This is a genomic window from Massilia sp. IC2-477 (assembly GCF_020707265.1).
In the GTDB taxonomy this organism is placed as follows: Bacteria; Pseudomonadota; Gammaproteobacteria; order Burkholderiales; family Burkholderiaceae_D; genus Telluria.
Genome location: NZ_JAJFEQ010000009.1, coordinates 229,908 through 249,730, shown reverse-complemented (window position 1 = coordinate 249,730; position 19,823 = coordinate 229,908). Strand labels below are relative to the sequence as shown.

Below are 19,823 nucleotides of genomic sequence, written 5' to 3'. Positions count from 1 at the left end.
CTACTCCTTATTTCTCGATCAGCACCGGCTCGTTGAAGCCCAGCTCCTTCATGCGCGGAAGCTGGGTCTTGGCATCGCCCACCACCAGCCACACCATCTTCGACGGATCGAGGTACCGGGTCGACAGCGCCTGGACCTGCGGCAGCGTCATGCCCTGCACGATGCGCTCGCGCTCCTTGATGTAGTCGGCACGCCAGCCGTACTTGCTGATGTTGTCGAGCATGGCCAGCTTGGCGCCGGCAGTTTCAAAGGCGCGGGCATTACTCTTGATCAGGAAGTTCTTGGTGGTCTCCAGGTCGGCTTCCGAGTAGGTCTGCGGATAGTCCTGCAGGATCTGCTTGACCAGCTGGGTCGATTCCAGCGTCACGTTACTGCGTACGCCGCTGGCGATCACGAAGGGGCCTGAGCTCTTGCTGCCGCCGAAGCTCGAATTGATGCCATAGGTATAGCCCTTGCCCTCGCGCAGCTGCTGGGTCAGGCGCGAGGCGAAGCCGCCACCGCCCAGGATATAGTTGGTGACGGTGGCCGGGTAGTAATCCGCATCGGTCACGGCCAGCGCGCGGTAGCCGACCTGCAGCACCGACTGCTTCGCGTCCGGCACGTCGACGAAATAGACTTTCGCCGGGGCCGGCGCGCCTACCGTGCTCGTTGCGGCCGGCAGCGCAACCGGCTTGGCACGCCAAGAGCGGCCCAGGCCGGCCAGCGACGCGGACACGCCCGCCTTCGGCAAGGCGCCGACCACGTGCATGCGCGCGACCGAAGGCGACACATTGGCCGCGTAGTAGGCCTTCAGATCGTCCATGGTGATCGCATTGATGCTGTCGGCGGTGCCGAGGATGTTGCGCGAACGCGGGTCGTCCTTGCCATAGACCAGTTTGGCGAAATGGCGGCTGGCGATGGCATTCGGTTCCGCGTCCTGCTGGCGGATCTGGCTCAGTACGCTTTGCTTGATGAGGGCGAATTCCTTCTCGTCCCATCGCGGCTGCAGGAGCATTTCCTCGACCAGGTCGACGGTCGCCTGGAAGTTGCGCGCCAGCGTGTTCACGCTGATGCGGATGTCTTCGCTGCGTGCCGACACATTGATGGAGGCGCCCAGCTGCTGGATCGCTTCTTCCAGTTCCTGCGGGGTCCGCTTCGCCGTCCCCTGCGTCAGCATGCGCGCCAGCAGGTTGGCCACGCCCACCTTGTCGGCCTTGTCGAGCAGCAGGCCGCCGTCGATCGCGATGTCGAACTGGACCAGCGGTACTTCCTTGTTCTCGATGCCGAGCACGCGCATGCCGTTGGCCAGCGTGGTGTCCCACACCTGCGGCACTTTCACGGCCGGGGTCGGACCATAGGGCGGTTCCTTGCTGCGGTCGAACCTGGACGGCGTCTTCGCGTACTGCGCATTGACGGTCGGATCGACCGCCGCTTCGGCGCCCTGCACCACCTTCTCTTCGACCACGTCGGCCTTGCTTGAACCGCTCAGGGCCAGCGCGAGCTTGCCCTTCGGGACGAAGCTGGTCGCGACGTACGGCTTGCCCTTAATATAGGTGTCATATACACGGCGCACGTCCGCCGGCGTGACCGCCAGGGTTTTCTTGATGCTGTCCGAGATAGTGCCCGGGTTGCCGTTCAGGTAGTTGTATTCGGCCAGCAGCGCCGACTTGCCCAGCACGCTCGACAGCGAGTTGTAGAAGCGCGTCTCCAGGCCCGCCTTGATGCGGTTCAGGTCGCGCTCCGGGATGCCTTCCTTCTCAAATTTCGCGAACGCCTTGTCGACTTCGCCCGCGACTTCATCGAGAGGTTTGTTCTCAAAGGCACGCACGCGCAGCATGAACTGGCCGGCAATCTCGGCGCTCTGGTTATAGATCTGGACGTTCGGCGCCACCTTGCTGTCTTCCACCAGCACCTTGTAGAAGGGTGCGCGCTTGGTCTGGGACAGGTATTCGGCCAGCACTTCGAGCGCATACGAATCCGGATGCAGGTCCTCGACGGTCGGCCAGGCCATGGTCAGCTCGGGCAGCTTGGCGAAGTTGTCTTCATGCGCCAGCTTGACGGTCTGCTTGACCACGCCCGGACGCTTGGCGATGGCCTTGACCGGCTCGCCGCGCTTGATCTCCGAAAAATACTTCTCAACCCACTTGCGCGCTTGCACCGGATCGAAGTCGCCCGCCAGCACCAGGGTCACGTTGTTCGGCACGTACCACAGGCGGAAGAATTCCTTGACGTCGTCCAGGGTTGCGTTCTGCAGGTCGTCCAGCGAGCCGATCACCTGCCAGTTGTAGGGGTGGTCGTTCGGATACAGCGCCTTGTTGATGACGTAGCGGGTGTGGCCGTACGGCGCATTGTCGACGCCCTGGCGCTTCTCGTTCTTGACGACCTGCTTTTCCTTGGCCAGCACCGGGTCGGTCACGGTATTGATGAACCAGCCGAGCTTGTCCGCTTCGGCCCAGATCATCTTTTCCAGCGCATCCTTCGGCACGGTTTGCAGGTAGTTGGTGCGGTCCGTCGAGGTCGACCCGTTCGCGCCCGAGCCGCCGATGCGCGCCGTCATCTTGTCGAGACCGCCCTTGCCCAGGTTTTCCGATTCTAGGAACAGCAGATGTTCGAACAGGTGGGCAAAGCCGGTGCGGCCGGCCTTCTCGCGGGCCGAACCAACGTGCGCGGTCAGGTTCACCGCCACCACTGGATCCGAGCGGTCGATGTGGAAGATCACCTCCAGGCCGTTGGGCAGCGTAAACTTTTGGTAGTCCACTTTCAGCTGCGCCTTCGGGGCGGCAGCTGCGGGTTTCACAGCGGCGTGGGCCGGGGTCAAGGCGGTGGACGCAAAACACGCGGCCAGCAGGAGGGGCAAGGGAGACATCTTCATGCGTGGGTCCTTACAATCGATCGAAGGTCGGCGCGGCGCGCCGTAACGTTCTGGATGGTATTGCAATTCCCCAATTGCTACAACGAAAAAGCGTGCTTCCGGAGACCTGCTGACGATCGTATAGAATTGCCGAGAGAATGATCACCTAGGGAACCTGACCTTCCCAAAAATGAAGAAGAGGTTTCCTGTATTGCGCCTACCGGGCGCGAACGTTGTCATTAGCGATAAGCGGCCGACTTCAACGGACATCAATGGAAGCGCTCCGGGAATAGGTACGTAGCGTCCCACATCGTGGCGGGCCGTGATGAATGCAGTGTAGCCAACACTGAATGATGCTTCGCCCACCCGGGCAAGCGAATAAAGCCGGGCATAGCCTACAACTGGCTCGACTTTGGAATACGAATCCCTGAAGGCCATCGCATAGAGTCCGTGCCACCAGCCTTGTGCATCCTTGAAGCTACGGCCATAGCCCAGGCCGAAGGTGGCCTCATTGAAGGACGCCAGCAATTGTGGGCTGTAAGCCCGCCGCAGGTGGTGCGTGTGCAGCGGCAGATAAAGATCGGTGTCGCCCTCATTCCAGATGCGTGCAAGTTCTGAAGCCGCAGCGCTTTTGAACGAAGAGTTCGCGTCCGATTCTGTCGCGAATACCTGCGCTGCGCTGCTCATGGCGAGCAGCACGGTAAGCAGAAGTCGTTTCACACAGATTGGCTCGATCAGTCCGGAATGACTGCCGTTACTTCGATCTCGACCCGTGCCCGGTCTTCCATCAGCGCCGCCACCTGCACCGCGCTCATGGCCGGGTAATGACGTCCGATGACGTCCCTGTAAGCGGCGCCCAGTTCGGCACCGGCCTCAAGGTATTCACGGCGGTCGAGCACATACCAGGTCATGCGTACGATGTGCTCCGGCCCCGCTCCGGCTTCGCGCAGCACGGCCAGCGCGTTTTCCAGCGCCTGGCGGCACTGGCCGACGAAGTCGTCGGTGTGGAAGCGCCCTTCCGCATCCCAGCCGATCATGCCGCTCACATACACCTGGCGGCCGCGCGCGGCGACGCCGTTCGAATAGCCCTTCGGGCGCACCCAACCCGGCGGTTGCAGGATGTCCATCAGTGCCCTCCCGAGGCAAGCAGTTCGCGCGCGATGATGAGAAGCTGCACCTCGCTCGCGCCTTCATAGATGCGCAGCGCGCGGATTTCGCGGTACAGGGTCTCGACGGTCTCGCCGCTGACGACGCCCTGGCCGCCGAACAGCTGGACCGCCGCGTCGATGACCTGCTGGGCAGTCTCGGTTGCGGTCAGCTTGGCCATCGCGGCTTCCTTCGTCACCTTCTTTCCCTGGTCGCGCATCCAGGCCGCGCGGTAAGTCAGCAGGGCCGCGGCGTCGATGCCGGTGGCCATCTGGGCCAGCTTCGCCTGGGTCAGCTGGAAGTCGGCCAGGGTCTTGCCGAACATCGCGCGTTCACACGCGCGCCCCAAGGCTTCGTCGAGCGCGCGGCGGGCGAAGCCCAGGCTGGCGGCCGCCACCGAAGTGCGAAACACATCGAGCGTGGCCATCGCCACCTTGAAGCCCTGCCCCTCTTCGCCGATGCGCTTCGATGCCGGCACCCGACAGTTTGAGAATCGCAGGCGCGCCAGCGGATGCGGCGCGATTACGTCGATGCGTTCGGCGATCTCGAAACCGCGTGTGCCGGCTTCGACGATGAAGGCGGAGATGCCCTTCGAACCGCGGCCGCCCTCGCCACCCCCAATGCCGGTGCGCGCGAACACGACATAGAAATCGGCGATGCCGCCGTTCGAGATCCAGGTCTTTTCGCCTTCCAGCACATACTCGTCACCCTCGCGCCGGGCGGCGCACTGCATGGCGGCGACGTCGGAGCCGGCCTGGGGCTCGGACAGCGCAAAGGCTGCAATGGCTTCACCGCTAGCTACGCGCGGGAGCCAGGCTTCCTGCTGCGCCGGGGAACCGAACAGCGAAATGGCGCCGCTGCCCAGGCCCTGCATCGCAAAAGCGAAATCCGCCAGGCCGGCGTGGCGGGCCAGGGTTTCGCGGATCAGGCAGATGGCCCGTGTGTCGATGGCCTGTCCGGCGCCGCCAATGGCGTGGCGCAGCCAGCCGCCGCTGCCCAGTTCTTTCACCAGGGCGCGGCAGGCGGCGTCGACGTCCTTGCCGTGCGCCGGGTTCAGATGATCCGCTGCCCAGGCGTCCAGTTCCAGCGCCAGCGCCCGGTGGCGCGGCTCCAGGAAGGGCCAGTCGAGGTAATCGCGGTCGGCCATTGTCAGTCTCCCTCGAAGCGTGGCGTGTCCTTGGCCACGAAGGCGTGGTAGGCCCGGTGGAAGTCGTTGGTGGCCATGCAGATGGCCTGGGCCTGGGCTTCCGCCTCGATGGCTTCATCCACGCCCATGTTCCATTCCTGCTGCAGCATCTTCTTGGTCATGCCATGGGCGAAGGTCGGACCGCCGGCCAGCATGGCGGCAAAGGCCTGGGCTTCGGCCAGTACCGCACTTGGCTCGCACAGCCGGTTGAAGAAACCCCAGCGCTCGGCTTCTTCGCCCTTCATGGCGCGGCCGGTGTAGAGGAGCTCCGCCGCCCTGCCCTGGCCGATCACGCGCGGCAGCAGCGCGCAGGCGCCCATGTCGCAGCCGGCCAGGCCGACGCGGGTAAAGAGAAATGCCGTCTTGCTGCGGGCGGTGCCATAGCGGATGTCGGAGGACAAGGCCAGGATCGCGCCGGCGCCCGCACACACGCCATCCACGGCGGCGACGATCGGCTGCGGACAGGCGCGCATGGCCTTGACCAGGTCGCCCGTCATGCGGGTAAAGGCCAGCAGCCCCGGCATGTCGAGCTTCGTGAGCGGCCCGATGATCTCGTGCACGTCACCACCCGAGCAGAAGTTGTCGCCCGCGCCGGTGACCACGACCGCCTTGACGTCGTCGGCATACGCCAGGGCGCGAAACAGGTCGCGCAGCTCGGCATAGGATTCGAAGGTGAGCGGGTTCTTGCGCTCCGGCCGGTTGAGGGTAATCGTCGCGACCCGGTCCTGGACCGCGTACTGGAAGTGGGTGGCCTGGTAGGCGGCAAGGCTGGCGCGGCTGCCCGGCAGCCGGTGCGTTTCGCCCGGGAGGTAATGCATGCGTTGACTCCTGTCTGGTAGGTTCAGCCTTCGAGCAGGCGCGCCGCGATCTGCTGCGGCGTGAGGCCGCTGCCGGCCGCCTGCATCTGGCGTTCGCGTTCGAGATTGCGCTCGAGCTGCAGCTTGCCGGCGCGGTACTGGCGCGGCCAGCTTGCACCCGTGTAGCCGATGCGCGCCGCTTCCATCAAGGTCCAGGCCGGGTTGGCCAGGTGCGGCCTGGCGACGGCGCACAGGTCGGCGCGGCCGGCCGAGACGATGCCGTTGACGTGGTCAGCCTCATAGATCGAGCCGACCGCGATGGTCGGGATGCCCGCTTCGTTGCGGATGCGGTCGGCGAACGGGGTCTGGAACATGCGGCCGAAGACTGGTTTCTCTTCCTTGCTGACCTGGCCCGAGGAACAGTCGATCATGTCCGCGCCCGCGTCCTTGAACAGGCGCGCGATGGCGACCGCATCGTCGGGCGTGATGCCGCCCTCGACCCAGTCATGGGCCGACAGGCGCACGCTGATCGGCAGCGCAGAGGGCCACACAGCGCGGATCGCCGCGAACACCTCGAGCGGATAGCGGCAGCGGTTTTCCAGGCTACCGCCGTAGGCGTCTTGCCTGCGGTTGGTGAGCGGTGAGATGAAGCTCGACAGCAGGTAGCCGTGGGCGCAGTGCAGTTCCAGCCAGTCGAAGCCGGCCTGCGCGGCGGCTTCGGTGGCACGCACGAAGTCGTGCTTGATGCGCTCCAGGTCGTCCAGGCTCGCCGCGCGCGCAAGCTGCGACACGCCTTGCAGGTACTGCTGTTCGGACGCGGACACCAGCGGCCAGTTGCCCTCGTCGAGCGGCTGGTCGATGCCGTCCCACATCGGCCGGGTCGAGCCCTTGGCGCCGGCGTGGCCGAGCTGCACGCCGATCTTCGCGTCCGAGTTCGCGTGCACGAAGTCATTGATGCGGCGCCAGGCCGCCGTGTGTTCCGCCGTGTACAGGCCCGGGCAGCCGGGCGTAATGCGGGCGTCGGCGGACACGCAGGTCATCTCCGCCATCACCAGCGCGGCGCCGCCGAGCGCGCGGGCGCCCAGGTGCGCCAGGTGGAAGTCGCCGACCGTGCCGTCGACTGCCGAATACTGGGCCATGGGCGAGACGATCACGCGGTTCTTCAGCAGTACGCTGCGCACCTTGTAAGGGGTGAACATCGGCGGCGTGGGACTAGCAGGAGCCGGCACGCCCGCCTGCTGCGCGGCCCGCTCGGCGAACCAGCGCTCGAAGCCGGCCACGTACTCCGGATCGCGCAGGCGCAGGTTTTCGTGCGACAGGCGCTGGCTGCGCGTCAGCAGCGAATAGGCGAACTGCTCGGCCTCCATCGCCGTGTAGCGCCTGACGTTCTCGAACCACTCCATCGAATTGCGCGCCGCGCTTTGCAGCTTGAGCACTTCGACCCGCCGCGCTTCCTCATACTTGCCGAGCGCCTCTTCCATGCTGACGGAGGGATCCTCGAGACAGCGCGCCAGCTCGATCGCATCTTCCAGCGCCAGCTTGGTGCCCGAGCCGATCGAGAAGTGGGCAGTGTGGGCGGCGTCGCCCATCAGCACCACCGGCACCCGGCGTCCATCGATGTCGTTCCAGTGGATCCACTGGCGGCAGGCGATGCGGGGAAAGCGGATCCACATGGCTGAACCACGCAGGTGGGCGGCATTCGCCATCAGCGGCTGGCCGTCGAGGTAGGGTGCGAACAGGCGCTCGCAGAAGGCCAGCGCCTGTTCCTGGCTCATGGCTTCCAGGCCGGCGGCCTGCCATGTGTCCTCGGGCGTCTCTACGATAAATGTCGAAGTATCGCCGTCATACTGGTAGGCGTGGGCCTGGAACCAGCCGTGCTCGGTCTCTTCGAAGGCAAAGGTGAAAGCGTCGAATTTTTTGCGCGTGCCGAGCCACACGAAGCGACAGTGGCGGCGCTCGACTTCAGGCTGGAACACGTCGGCATACCGGTGGCGCACCGCGCTGTTGACGCCGTCGCAGGCCACCACCAGGTCGGCGCCGAATGCGCGCGCCAGCTCGGCGTCGTCGCGCACCTCGTGCTCGAACACGTGCTCCACGCCGAGTAGCGCGCCGCGTTCCTGCAGGATGTTCAGCAGGCGCTTGCGGCCGATGCCGCAGAAACCGTGGCCGCTGGAGGTGATCGTGCGTCCCTTGAAGTGGACATCGATATCGTCCCAATGATTGAAGGACTGCAGGATGGCGCGCGCGCTCGCTTCGTCCGCCGCAGCCAGGTTGCCGAGGGTCTGGTCGGAAAACACCACGCCCCAGCCGAAGGTGTCGCTGGCCCGGTTGCGCTCGACCACGGTGACGGCGTAGTCCGGATGGCGCAGCTTCGTCAATAGCCCGAAATACAGGCCTGCCGGGCCGCCGCCCACGCACACGATCTTCATTCAGGCTCCCATTCTGTGTTGCCGACATCTTACATGGACAGATACTTTAAGTGTCAACTAATCCCCCCGCCTAAACCATGTTCGAGCAATGCCGCCTCTCCATTTAGTACAATACGGAAACGTTGCACCATATCGGTGCGCGCCAACGCCGAGTTCACCGAGATGTTGAAGAATCCACTATTGCAGCGCCTGGGACTGAACAGCCTGCGCAGCCGCCTGATGCTGCTGGTTGCGCTGGCGATCACGCCGATCGCCATCATGACGGTATTGGGCGGCATCCGCGAGCGCGAAGCGGCCATCCGCGCGTCCGAGGAAAACCTGCAGCGCCTCACCGGCCTGGCCGCCGCCAACGAAGCGCAGTCGCTCGAGCGCGCGCGCCAGATCCTGGTCGACCTGGTCAGCGTCCCCGACCTGATGGGCCCGACCGCGCGCTGCAATGCGCTGCTGGCCGACGTCCTCGACCGCAACGAGGGCTATGTCAACTTCGGCCTGATCCGCCTCGACGGCGAAGTCACCTGCAGCGCGGTGCCGATGCTGCACCCGGTGAACCTGGGCGACCGCCGCCACTTCCGGCGCGCCATCGCCGAGCGCCGCTTCATCGCCGGCGACTACGTGTTCGGACGCGTGATCCGCCGGCACACGATCAACCTCACCTACCCTGTGACCGACCGCGCTGGCCGCGTGGTGGCGGTGGTGTTCTCGGCCATGGACCTGGCCGGGCTCGACACTTTTGTGAACGACATCAACCTGCCGCCCGGTTCCATCCTCGAGACGGCCGACTCGGGCGGCCTGCTCATCTCGCGCCGGCCCGACCCGGAGCGCTGGTTCGGCAAGAAGATCGCGCCCGACCTGCTGGCCGCCATGCGCCATCCGGCGCAGCACCCGCTGGTGCTGCGCGGCGAGGACGGCGTCGAGCGCCTGCACGCGTTCGCCCGCGTGGGCGGCCCCTCGCTGTCGGAATACACGGTGACCATCGGGGTGCCGGTCGAGACCATCACGGCGGCGGCGCGCGACGCCCAGCTGATGTCGCTGCTGGGCCTGGGCCTGACCACCCTGCTGGCCCTGCTGGCGGCCTGGCTGGCGGGCGACATCCTGATCGTGCAGCGGGTGCGCAAGCTGATGGAGACGGCGCGCCGCATCGCCGCCGGCGAGCTGCAGGCCCGCTCGGGCATCAGCTACGGCAACGAGGAAATCGGGCGCCTGGCCGCGGCCCTGGACGAGATGGCGGCCACGCTGCAGGCCAAGGAAGCGGCGCGCAGCCAGGCCGAGCGCGAGCTGCGCGCGGCCGACCAGCGCAAGGACGAGTTCCTGGCGATGCTCGCGCACGAGCTGCGCAACCCGCTGGCGCCGATCAGTACCGGCGCGCACCTGCTCAAGCTGCTCCACTCGGACAATGCCCAGATCACCCAGACCTGCGCCATCATCGCGCGCCAGGTCGAACACATGACCAGCCTGGTCGACGACCTGCTCGACGTCTCGCGCGTCACGCGCGGCCTGGTCTCGCTCTCGACCGGTGTGCTGGACCTGCGCAAGGTAGTCGACGACGCAGCCGAGCAGGTCCGCCCCCTGTTCAACGCCCGCCGCCACAAGGTGGTGCTCGACCTGCCGCCAGGCCCGGCCCGGGTCAAGGGCGACCACAAGCGCCTGGTGCAGGTGGTGGCCAACCTGCTGGGCAACGCCACCAAGTACACCCCCGAGGGCGGCCACATCACGCTGCGCCTGCTGGAGGACGCCGATGGCGCGGGCTGGACGCTGGAAGTGGCGGACGACGGCATCGGCATGGAACCGGCCCTGGTCGGCCGCGTGTTCGACCTGTTCACCCAGGCCGAGCGCACGCCCGACCGTTCCCAGGGCGGCCTGGGCCTGGGCCTGGCACTGGTGCGCAGCCTGGTCGAACTGCACGGCGGCAGCGTCAGCGCCGCCAGTCCGGGCCTGGGCAAGGGCAGCAGCTTCAGCGTGCGCCTGCCGCGCTTCGAGCACGAAGCCGAGTCGCCGGTGGCCGAGGCGGTGCGCCACGCTGCCCAAGCACAGGCGCCGCTGCGGGTGCTGGTGGTGGACGACAACCTGGACGCCGCCCATACCCTCAACCTGTTCCTGGCGGCGGGCGGGCACCGGGTCGAAATCGCCTACAACGCGCTCGACGCGATCGAGATGGCCAAGGTGTTCGCGCCCCAGGTCTGCCTGCTCGACATCGGCCTGCCGGACCTCGACGGCACCGAGCTGGCACGCCGCCTGCGCCAGCTGCCGCAGACGCGCGACGCGACCCTGATCGCCGCCACCGGCTACGGCCGCCAGCAAGACCGTGACGCCGCGCGCGAAGCCGGCTTCGACCACTACATGGTCAAGCCTGTCAATACGGTGCAGCTGAGCGAGCTGCTGGCCGAAGCGGGCGCCGGCGCAGCGCGCTAGCCGACGCCGCCGCGCCAGCGCCTGGCATATCATCGGGCTTTCCAAAACCGGGGAGCACGCATGGGTGAAGTCGCGGTGGTACTGGCAATGCTGCTGGCCGTGGTGGCCAGCGGCTACGTGGTGCGGGTGCTGCCGGTCGCCCTGCCCTTGCCCCTGGTGCAGATCGGGCTCGGCGTGGCCATCGCCAGCCTCGGCTGGCATCCGGTTCGGCTGGAGCCGCACACCTTCTTCATCCTGTTCCTGCCGCCCTTGCTGTTCCTGGACGGCTGGCGCATCCCCAAGGTCGGGCTGTTCCGCGACAAGGGCGTGATCCTGGAACTGGCGCTCGGCCTGGTGCTGTTCACCGTGGTGGGCGCGGGCTTTTTGATCCACTGGCTGATTCCCGAACTGCCGCTGGCGGTCTCGTTTGCGCTGGCCGCGATCCTGGCCCCGACCGACCCGGTGGCGGTGGGCTCGATCGCGGCGCGCGTACCGATCCCGCCGCGCCTGATGCACATCCTGGAAGGCGAATCCCTGCTCAACGACGCCAGCGGCCTGGTGTGCTTCCGCTTCGCGGTGGCGGCTGCCCTGACCGGCTCCTTCTCGCTGGGCAGCGCCGCCCTGACCTTCCTGTGGGTGGCGCTGGCGGGCATCGCGACCGGGGTCCTGCTCACAGTAGGCATGGCCAGCATCCAGCGCCTGCTGGCCAAGCGCTTCGGCGAGGAACCGGGCGCCTCGATACTGCTCAACCTGCTGCTGCCCTTCGGCGCCTACATGGCGGCCGAGCGGCTGGAAGCTTCGGGCATCCTGGCCGCGGTTGCCGCCGGCATCACCATGAGCTACGTGGAACTGGGCGGGCGCGCGCTGGCCACTACGCGGGTGCGCCGCAACGTGGTATGGGACACAGTGCAGTTCGCGCTCAACGGCGTGATGTTCGTGCTGCTGGGCGAGCAGCTGCCGGACATCGTGCGCGCCGCGCTGCAGGGCCCCGACCTGCCGGTGCCGCGCGATATCTGGTGGCTGGCCGGCAATGCGCTGGCGATCAGCCTCGGGCTGATCCTGTTGCGACTCAGCTGGGTCTGGATCTCGCTGCAACTGTCGCGCATGGCCGCGCGCCGCGCCGGCCGCGAAGGCATCATGCCGAGGAAGCGCCTGATCTTTGCCACCTCGCTGGCCGGGGTGCGCGGCGCCATCACCCTGGCCGGCATCCTGACCCTGCCGCTGGCGCTGCCGGGCGGCGCGCCCTTCCCCGGGCGCGACCTGGCCGTATTCCTGGCCAGCGCCGTGATCGTCGTGTCGCTGGTGGTGGCCAGCATCGGCCTCCCCGGCGTACTGCGCGGGCTCGAGCTGCCGCCGGAGACCGCCGCCGAGATCGAGGAAGAGCGGGCGCGCCAGGCGGCGGCGCTGGCGGCGCTCGGCGCCATCGACACGGCGGGCCACCCCGACCCCTACGACGAAAAGGACGCCGACATCCACGCCAGCGCCGCGGAACAGGTGCGCGGGCTGTACCAGCACCGCCTGGGCGGCGGGGGCGACGGCACCCATCCGGCGCGGGTGCGGGTGGCGGAGGAAGCGGAACGCCACTACCGGCTGGCGGCGCTGGCGGCCGAGCGCAAGGTGCTGCAGCAGATGGCGCGCCATGGCCAGCTGTCCGACGAGACGGCGCGCCGGCTGGTGCAGGAAATCGACCTGGTCGAGGCGCGCTACCGTTCGGCCGACGCCCATTAGGCCTACTTGGGTTAAGTCCCGAACGGCGCCTGTGTGCGGTTCGGCGTAGGATCGGGCGAAGAGAATTCAGGGGACCGATATGCATAGCGAAGACCAGGCCAGCGCCGACAACCCGCTCAGCGACCCGCCAGCCGCCGCCAAGGCGGCCGGGCTGCGCTACGTCCACGACGACCGCCCCGGCATCCGGCGCGAGAAATTGGAAACTAAGCAGGGCGAGGGTTTCCGCTACCTCGACGCGGGCGGCGATCCGGTCACCGACGACGCCACCCTGGGGCGCATCAAGTCGCTGGTGATTCCGCCGGCCTGGACGGATGTCTGGATCTGCCCCCAGGCCAACGGCCACCTGCAGGCCACCGGGCGCGATGCGCGCGGCCGCAAGCAGTATCGTTACCACCCGAAGTGGCGCGCCGTGCGCGACGAGGTGAAGTACGAGCGCATGCTCAATTTCGGCCAGGCCCTGCCGCTCATCCGCAAGGAAGTCGACCGCGCCCTGTCCCTGCCCGGCATGCCGCGCGAAAAAATGCTGGCCACGATCGTCTACCTGCTGGAAGCGACCATGATGCGGGTCGGCAATGAAGAGTATGCGCGCACCAACAAGTCCTTCGGCCTGACCACCCTGCGCAACCGCCACGTCAAGGTGGACGGCAGCGACGTCGAGTTCCGCTTCCGCGGCAAGAGCGGGGTCTATCACAAGGTGCAGGTGCACGACCGCCGCGTGGCGCGCATCATTCGCCGCTCGCGCGAGCTGCCCGGCCAGGAACTGTTCCAGTACATCGACGAAGAAGGCCAGACCCACAGCATCGACTCGAGCGACGTCAACGACTACCTGCGCTCGATCACGGGCGAAGACTACACGGCCAAGGATTTCCGCACCTGGTCGGGCACGGTGCTGGCGGCGTTGGCCCTGCAGGAATTCGAGAAGTTCGATTCCGAAGCCCAGGCCAAGAAGAACATTGTGCGCGCGATCGAATCGGTGGCCGAAAAGCTCGGCAACACCCCCACGGTCTGCCGCAAGTGCTACGTGCACCCGGTGGTGCTCGACGCCTACCTGGACGGCGCCGTGCTTGAAACCCTGCGCGAGCGCACCGAGCAGGAGTTGACGGAAGACCTGCACGCGCTGCAACCGGAAGAAGCCGCGGTGCTGGCCATGCTGCAGCAACGCCTGCGCCACGAACAGGAGGCGGAACGCCTGCGCGACGAAGAGCGCAAGCGCGCGCCCGCCGCGAAGTCCGCCAAAGTCACGAAAAAGGCCGCGCGCGCCCCGCGCCGCCAGGCCGCCAACCAGACAATGAGAGGAGCCGCATGAGCAAGGATCAGGCATCGCAGTGGAGCATCGAACAGGTCGCCGCTTTCGAGCACCAGGTGACTGGGGTCTCGGTCTCGGAAGACAATCGCATCTTCGTCAACTTCCCGCGCTGGACCGAGGACACGGCGGTATCGGTCGCCGAACTGGGCAAGGATGGCAGCCTGCGCCCCTACCCCGACGCCACCTGGAACGCCTGGCGCAACGCGCGCAAGGATGAACTGGAGCCGGGCGAGCACTGGGTATGCGTGCAGAGCATCGTGGCCGACGGCCGCGGCAGCCTGTGGGTGCTGGACCCGGCGGCGCCGGCCCAGGCCCACCTGGTGTCCGGCGGCGCCAAGCTGGTGCAGATCGACCTGGCCGGCAATAAGGTGGTGCGCAGCATCGCCTTCGACGAAGAAGCCGCACCGCAGGGCTCCTACCTGAACGACGTGCGCTTCTCGAACGATGGCAAATACGCCTTCATCACCGATTCGGGCGTGGTCGGCGCCATCCTGGTGATCAACCTGGCCGCCGGCAAGACCGTGCGCCTGCTCGACGGCCATCCGTCGACCCAGATGAAGAAGGGCCTGAACGTCAAGGCCGACGGCAAGGAGCTGCGCCGCCCGGACGGACGCGGCGTCGAGTTCTCGGCCGACGGCATCGCGCTGTCCGACGACGGGCGCTGGCTGTACTGGCAGGCGATCAAGGGCGACACCCTGTACCGGATCGAGACCGCAGTCCTGACCGGCAAGGGCATGCAAGGGGAAGACGTCGGCGGCCAGGTCGAGGAATTCGGCAAGAACGGCGTCTCGGACGGCCTCCTGATCCCGCGCGGCACCAATCAAATGCTGCTCAGCGCGGTCGAGGACAATGCGGTCAAAGTGCGCGACCTCGACGCCGGCCCGTCCGGACAGCCGGAAGTGCTGGTGCAGGACGAGCGCCTGCGCTGGCCCGACACCTTTACCCAGGGTCCGGACGGCACGGTCTACGTCACCACCTCGCACATCCAGGATTCGGCCTTCTTCAAGCCGGATGCGCCCCCAGCCTTGCCAACCCAGCTGTGGAAGCTGGCCGGCGGGGGCTTCTAAGGCTTACTGGACGACGTAGCCGGATACGCGCCAGCTGCCGTCGGCCTCGCGCATCGGGACCACGGTCTCGGTGGCGGAACGGCCGGCGAATTCGGTCTGGTACTGGATCACCACATATTCGCCTTCGGGAGCATTGGGCAGCGTGCGCGTGTACTGCGTGCGCGCCAGCATGCGCGACTTGACGGCGCCGAGCGGGCCGCGCGCCGCGCGCAAGGCTTCGGCCCAGCGCTCCTGCGTCACGGCGCCGCGGAACAGGGCCGCGCCCTGCTTCCAGCTCTCCGCGTAATTGCCGGTATCGGTCAGCGTCAGCCAGGTCTCCGCGACCTTGGTAGCCGCCTGCGTGGCGGCGGCAGTGTCCTGCGCGCGGGCAGGGTGGACCAGCACGGCGGTGGACAGCAGGATGGCGGCGGCAAATCGCATGGAAGCTCCCGGTAGTGAATGGACAATACTGTCCAGCATACCGGAAAGCGGCTGCGACTTTATCGCGGATTGTTGCGTGAGCTTAGGCCGTCTTCGCCTGGAACTCGGACGAGGCGATATCGGCGAGGTCGCACAGCGCCTGCAGCTCGGCCGTGCGCAGGCGGCGCGGTTCGCGGTCGATCACGCAGAGCGTGCCCATCGGCATACCGGAGCGGTCGCGCAGCGGCACGCCCGCATAGAATCGGATGTGCGGCTCGGCCAGCACCAATGGGTTTTCGCGGAAGCGTTCGTCGGTAGCCGCGTCCTCGACCATGAAGGGCGCGTCCTGCAGGATCGCGTGCGAACAAAAGGCCCACTCGCGCGGGGTTTCCTGCGGTCCCAGTCCGACACGCGCCTTGAACCACTGGCGGCGTGCGGTCAGGAGCGAGACCAGCGCGATCGGCGAACCGGTGACGGTCGCCGCCAGGCGCACGATGCGGTTAAAGCGCTCTTCCTGTGGACTGTCGACCAGGCCCGATGCAGCGAGCACGGCCAGGCGGCGGGCCTCGTCCGGGTGGGTCGGATAGGTCTCGCCGCCTTCCAGCAGGAATTCGGGATCGGTCGGCGCCTGCACCAGGGTCTCGCCGGACAGCGCGCCCGACAAGGGGCCCGCACGGTCCAGCATGGCCTGGATGGTGCTTTGCCGGGTGCGACGGTGGCCACCCGGGGTTTTCCACGAGGGGATGGCGCCGCTTTCCATCCACAGCTGAACAGTACTGGTCGCGACACCCAGCATTCTTGCCGCGGCACTGGTGGTGAGGATCGGATCCTCTTCGGTGAACTTGCTCTGCATTAGCGGTCCTATAGATTCCGAGAGTATAGCCGATTTGCCGAAAATTCTCATCCTCGGGCCTTGTGTTAAATCTTGGCTTCTGATATACACAATTCCGTCAAATAATATTGATAATAAGAAATTGAACAAGTTCAATTAATCGATTTGAACAAATTCAATTAGCTGGTCAAGTGCGGGACAAAGACGCGCACGATATGAACTTGCTCATAAGAATGTTGATTAAACAAAATAAAATCGACAGACGGTAGCTCAGGCTTACCAAGTCTTCAGTTCGTCAACCGTAGTTCTTACAATGAAAAGAAATAATATGAACTTCTTCAAGCAGATGGGCATCGCCACAAAAATGGTCGCGGCCTTTGCCCTGATCTTGGCGGTCACACTCATCCTGGCGGTGTTCTCGGTTTCCCGCATCAACAACATCGAACAAGCCCTGCGTACGGCCGACACGGTACGCGAGGCCGAACTCGAACCCCTGTACGCGGCGCGCGAAGCGCTGGCCCAGACCGGCATCGCGGCGCGCAACGCCTATATCTTCAAGGACGAGGCCGCGGCGCGGCGCGAGCTCGACCTGGTCGACAGCCAGAAGGCCCAGTACCTGGCCGCCCTCGCCCGCCTCGACCCCGTCCTCGCCGACAATCCCCAGTACAAGAAGGTCCGCGACGGAATGGGGGCGATGGCGCGCGAACTGGAGCGTCCCCGCGCCTACCGCAGTAGCGGCGACATGGAAGGCTTCGGAACCTTCCTCGTGAACGAATGCACTCCGCTGCGACGCCAGATCGTGGCCGACATCGAGGTGCTGCTCAAGGAATTGCAGGTCCATACTTCGGATGCCATGGCCACGTCGGCGAGCGAGGCATCCAGCGCGCGCTACTGGATCACGGGCCTGAGCGTGCTGGCGGTGGTGCTGTGTGTCGTGGTGGCGCTGGTGCTGGTGCGCAGCCTGGTGTCCCAGCTCGGCGGCGAGCCGGCCTACGCCACGAGCGTGGCGCGCGCGATTGCCGAGGGTGAACTGCAGCACCGGGTGGATACCGCCCGCGCCCGTCCGGCCAGCCTGTTGTTTGCCATGAGCGCCATGCGCGACGGCCTGAGCGCCATTGTCAGCAAGGTGCGCGGCGGGACCGATGCGATCGCCTCGGCCTCGTCCGAGATCGCGTCGGGCAACCTCGACCTGTCAAGCCGCACCGAGACCCAGGCCGCCGCACTGGCCCAGGTGGCCAGTTCGATGAAGCAGCTGATCGAATCGGTGCGCCAGAACGCCGACTATGCGGCCCAGGCGAGCAGCCTGGCCGGCAATGCCTCGAGCATCTCGGTCAAGGGCGGCGCCGCGGTGGACGAAGTCGTCACCACGATGCAGCTGATCGATGCGTCGTCCAAGAAGATCGTCGACATCATCGCGGTCATCGACGGCATCGCCTTCCAGACCAATATCCTGGCGCTGAACGCGGCAGTGGAAGCGGCGCGCGCCGGTGAGCAGGGGCGCGGTTTCGCGGTGGTGGCGAGCGAAGTGCGCAACCTGGCGCACCGCTCGGCCGCGGCGGCGAAAGAGATCAAGGCCCTGATCGAGGACTCGGTGGAAAAGGTCGGCCTCGGCGCCACCCTGGTCGGCCAGGCCGGCGACACCATCCGCCAGGTGGTCGAGGGCGTGCACCGTGTCACCGATATCATGGAGCAGATCAGCAGCGCGACCGGCACCCAGCGCGCCGACATCGAGCGCGTCGACGAAGCCATCGTCCGCCTCGACGAAATGACGATCCAGAATGCCGCCCTGGTGGAGGAAGCCGCCGCCGCGGCCCAGTCGCTGCAGACCCAGGCCGCGGAACTGGCGGCGGTGGTCAATACCTTCCAGCTGGAAGAGCCGGCCGGCCGCACGCCACGCCGCCTGGCGCTGGCCTGAACGGCCCAATGCGAGGACGGGCGGGGATCAGCCCTCGCCCGGGTGCTCGAACACCTGGCGCAGGTAGGCCAGGAAGGTCTCGTCGGTGCACATCGACTTGCCCGGCGTGTCCGACAGCTTGGCCACCGGCTGCCCGTTGCAGTGGGTGAGCTTCATGACGATGTTCAGGGCCTGGTGGGGCGTGTCGTTGGTGAGCTTGGTGCCGATGCCGAAGCCGAGCATGGTGCGGTCGGCGAAGTGGCGGTACAGCGAGAGCGCCTTGGGCACCGTGAGCGCGTCCGAGAACACCATGCGCTTGGTGCGCGCGTCGATGCGCAGGCGCGCGTAGTGCGCCAGCGCCTTCTCGCCCCACTCCACCGGGTCGCCCGAATCGTGGCGCAGCCCGTCGAACAGCTTGGCGAAATACAGGTCGAAGTCACGCAGGAAAGCATCCATGCCGACCACGTCGGTGAGCGCCGTGCCCAGGTCGCCACGGTATTCCTGCACCCAGTCTTCCAGCGCCGCCTTCTGGAAGTCGCGCAGGCGCACCCCGAAGGCCTGGTAGGCCTGCAGGTATTCGTGGGCCATGGTCCCGATCGGCACCAGGTTGTACCTGTGCGCCAGGTAGACGTTCGAGGTGCCCTTGAAGAACTGGGGCAGCTCGCGCGCCAGGGTGGCCACCACTTCGTCGTGCCATTCGCCCGAGAAGCGCCGGCGCACCCCGAAGTCGAAGAATTCGAAGGGCGTGGCGCGCGCCGGCTCCTGCTCGAAAGCGCGTAATTCCTCGATCTTCTGGCGCAGGCGCACCCGTGCTTCCGCCAGCGCCGCGTCCTGGTCGAAGCGGCGGAAGTACAGTTCGTTGACGATGTAGAGCACAAAGATCTCGAAGCCCATCACATGCACCAGCGGACCGGTGGCCTTGATGCGCAGGTGCGGGCCATCAGTCTCCACCTTGATGAACTTGCGCTGGAAGCGGAACAGGGTCAGCAGGTCGGCAAAATCGCTCCTGATGAACCGCAGGCTACGCAGGTAGGCCACTTCGTGGTCCTGGAACATCAGCGAGCACAGGTGGTCGAGCTCGCGCTCGACCTCCTCCTTCAATTCGGCCAGCGGATAGGCCGGCTGGTTCCGGCACAGGAATTCGTACTCGCCGACCGCGTCGGGATGGCTGTGCAGCAGCGCCTGCCACATGGTGAACTTGTACAGGTCGGTTTCGAGCAGGCTGCGGACGACGGGTTTCATCTGGCTCCTTCAGGCGGTGGCGGCACTTTTCGGCGCGCGGTTCTTGACGCGCTTTTTCGGGGCCAGCATGGTGCCGGTGCAGCCCGGCGTGCCGCAGCGGCAGGCGAACAGTTTTTTCAGGGCCGGCGTATGGCGCTCGTCGTAGATAAGCGCGTAGTTGTAGTTCAGCTCTTCGCCCGCGTCGATGTCGCGCATCGCGTGGATGTAGACGCGCCCGTCCTCTTCGAAGGCTTCGCAGTTGGGACTGCAGGCATGGTTGATCCAGCGCGCCGCGTTGCCGCGGCTGCCGCCATCGATCACGCGGCCGTCGGCCAGCGTGAAGTAGAAGGTGTGGTTGATCGGACCGCCCGCCCTGGCCGCGCGCTCGGTTGCCTCCTCCCAGGTGATGCGCTCGCCCCGGTATTCGATGATGCGTTCCCCGGCGCCGATGGGCTTGAGCGCGAAGACGCCGTTGCCGTGGACGGGGGACTTCCTGACTTCGTAGGCAGGGCTGGACTTGGCGGCGGTCGTGGTCATCGCGGTGGGATCGTGGGCAGGTTGTGGAAGCGATTGCCATTATGATACCAATCGCCTCCACGA

The 19,823-nt window shown here is 66.4% G+C and carries 15 protein-coding genes; 5 read left to right on the top strand and 10 right to left on the bottom strand.

Annotated features, from left to right (window positions below; translation table 11 throughout):
* Positions 1-7 precede the first annotated feature (7 nt).
* From LK542_RS18965 to LK542_RS18940, 6 genes are all read right to left on the bottom strand, one after another.
* Entirely contained in the window at positions 8-2,851 is a 2,844-nt protein-coding gene (locus tag LK542_RS18965) for a pitrilysin family protein (RefSeq protein WP_227813142.1), read from the bottom strand.
* Positions 2,852-2,992: 141 nt separating this feature from the next.
* Positions 2,993-3,550, bottom strand: a complete 558-nt coding sequence (gene pagP, locus LK542_RS18960) for a lipid IV(A) palmitoyltransferase PagP (RefSeq protein ID WP_227813141.1) — start codon at positions 3,548-3,550, stop codon at positions 2,993-2,995.
* Between the two features lie 14 nt (positions 3,551-3,564).
* A complete protein-coding gene (locus tag LK542_RS18955) occupies positions 3,565-3,957 on the bottom strand; it encodes a RidA family protein (protein WP_227813140.1) in 393 nt (130 codons plus the stop codon).
* Entirely contained in the window at positions 3,957-5,123 is a 1,167-nt protein-coding gene (locus LK542_RS18950; RefSeq protein WP_227813139.1) for an acyl-CoA dehydrogenase family protein, read from the bottom strand. Before LK542_RS18950 ends, LK542_RS18955 begins: the two co-directional genes overlap by 1 nt.
* A gap of 2 nt (positions 5,124-5,125) precedes the next feature.
* Positions 5,126-5,980: an enoyl-CoA hydratase family protein gene (locus tag LK542_RS18945; RefSeq protein ID WP_227813138.1), complete on the bottom strand. Its 855-nt coding sequence runs from the start codon at positions 5,978-5,980 to the stop codon at positions 5,126-5,128.
* A gap of 23 nt (positions 5,981-6,003) precedes the next feature.
* A complete protein-coding gene (locus LK542_RS18940; RefSeq protein ID WP_227813137.1) occupies positions 6,004-8,388 on the bottom strand; it encodes a bifunctional salicylyl-CoA 5-hydroxylase/oxidoreductase in 2,385 nt (794 codons plus the stop codon).
* Positions 8,389-8,550: 162 nt separating this feature from the next.
* Between LK542_RS18940 and LK542_RS18935 the strand changes: the two genes are divergently transcribed.
* The 4 genes from LK542_RS18935 (at position 8,551) to LK542_RS18920 (ending at position 14,877) form a co-directional block, all read left to right on the top strand.
* On the top strand, positions 8,551-10,797 hold the full coding sequence (locus tag LK542_RS18935; RefSeq protein WP_227813155.1) for an ATP-binding protein: 2,247 nt from the start codon (positions 8,551-8,553) through the stop codon (positions 10,795-10,797).
* 60 nt (positions 10,798-10,857) lie between these two features.
* Complete coding sequence (locus tag LK542_RS18930) at positions 10,858-12,504, top strand: Na+/H+ antiporter (RefSeq protein ID WP_227813136.1); 1,647 nt, start codon at positions 10,858-10,860, stop codon at positions 12,502-12,504.
* A gap of 79 nt (positions 12,505-12,583) precedes the next feature.
* Positions 12,584-13,810 carry a DNA topoisomerase IB gene (locus tag LK542_RS18925; RefSeq protein WP_227813135.1) on the top strand — a complete coding sequence of 409 codons (1,227 nt, stop codon included), beginning with the start codon at positions 12,584-12,586 and terminating at the stop codon, positions 13,808-13,810.
* Positions 13,807-14,877, top strand: coding sequence for a major royal jelly family protein (locus tag LK542_RS18920; RefSeq protein ID WP_227813134.1), 1,071 nt, complete (start codon positions 13,807-13,809; stop codon positions 14,875-14,877). The genes LK542_RS18925 and LK542_RS18920 overlap by 4 nt, the downstream gene beginning before the upstream one ends.
* 3 nt (positions 14,878-14,880) lie before the next feature.
* Here LK542_RS18920 and LK542_RS18915 read toward each other — a convergent pair whose 3' ends face one another.
* Together LK542_RS18915 and LK542_RS18910 are read right to left on the bottom strand one after the other, a co-directional pair.
* Positions 14,881-15,297 (bottom strand): DUF4019 domain-containing protein, encoded by a 417-nt coding sequence (locus tag LK542_RS18915; protein ID WP_227813133.1) that lies wholly within the window; start codon positions 15,295-15,297, stop codon positions 14,881-14,883.
* A gap of 82 nt (positions 15,298-15,379) precedes the next feature.
* Positions 15,380-16,129, bottom strand: a complete 750-nt coding sequence (locus LK542_RS18910; protein ID WP_227802326.1) for a GAF domain-containing protein — start codon at positions 16,127-16,129, stop codon at positions 15,380-15,382.
* 307 nt (positions 16,130-16,436) lie between these two features.
* Here LK542_RS18910 and LK542_RS24905 point away from each other — a divergent pair, with 307 nt between their 5' ends.
* Positions 16,437-18,023, top strand: a complete 1,587-nt coding sequence (locus LK542_RS24905; RefSeq protein ID WP_307728984.1) for a methyl-accepting chemotaxis protein — start codon at positions 16,437-16,439, stop codon at positions 18,021-18,023.
* Between the two features lie 27 nt (positions 18,024-18,050).
* Here LK542_RS24905 and pncB read toward each other — a convergent pair whose 3' ends face one another.
* Both pncB and LK542_RS18895 read right to left on the bottom strand, forming a co-directional pair.
* Positions 18,051-19,244, bottom strand: a complete 1,194-nt coding sequence (pncB, locus tag LK542_RS18900) for a nicotinate phosphoribosyltransferase (protein ID WP_227802325.1) — start codon at positions 19,242-19,244, stop codon at positions 18,051-18,053.
* A gap of 9 nt (positions 19,245-19,253) precedes the next feature.
* Positions 19,254-19,760, bottom strand: coding sequence for an SET domain-containing protein (locus LK542_RS18895; protein ID WP_227813132.1), 507 nt, complete (start codon positions 19,758-19,760; stop codon positions 19,254-19,256).
* Positions 19,761-19,823: the final 63 nt, after the last annotated feature.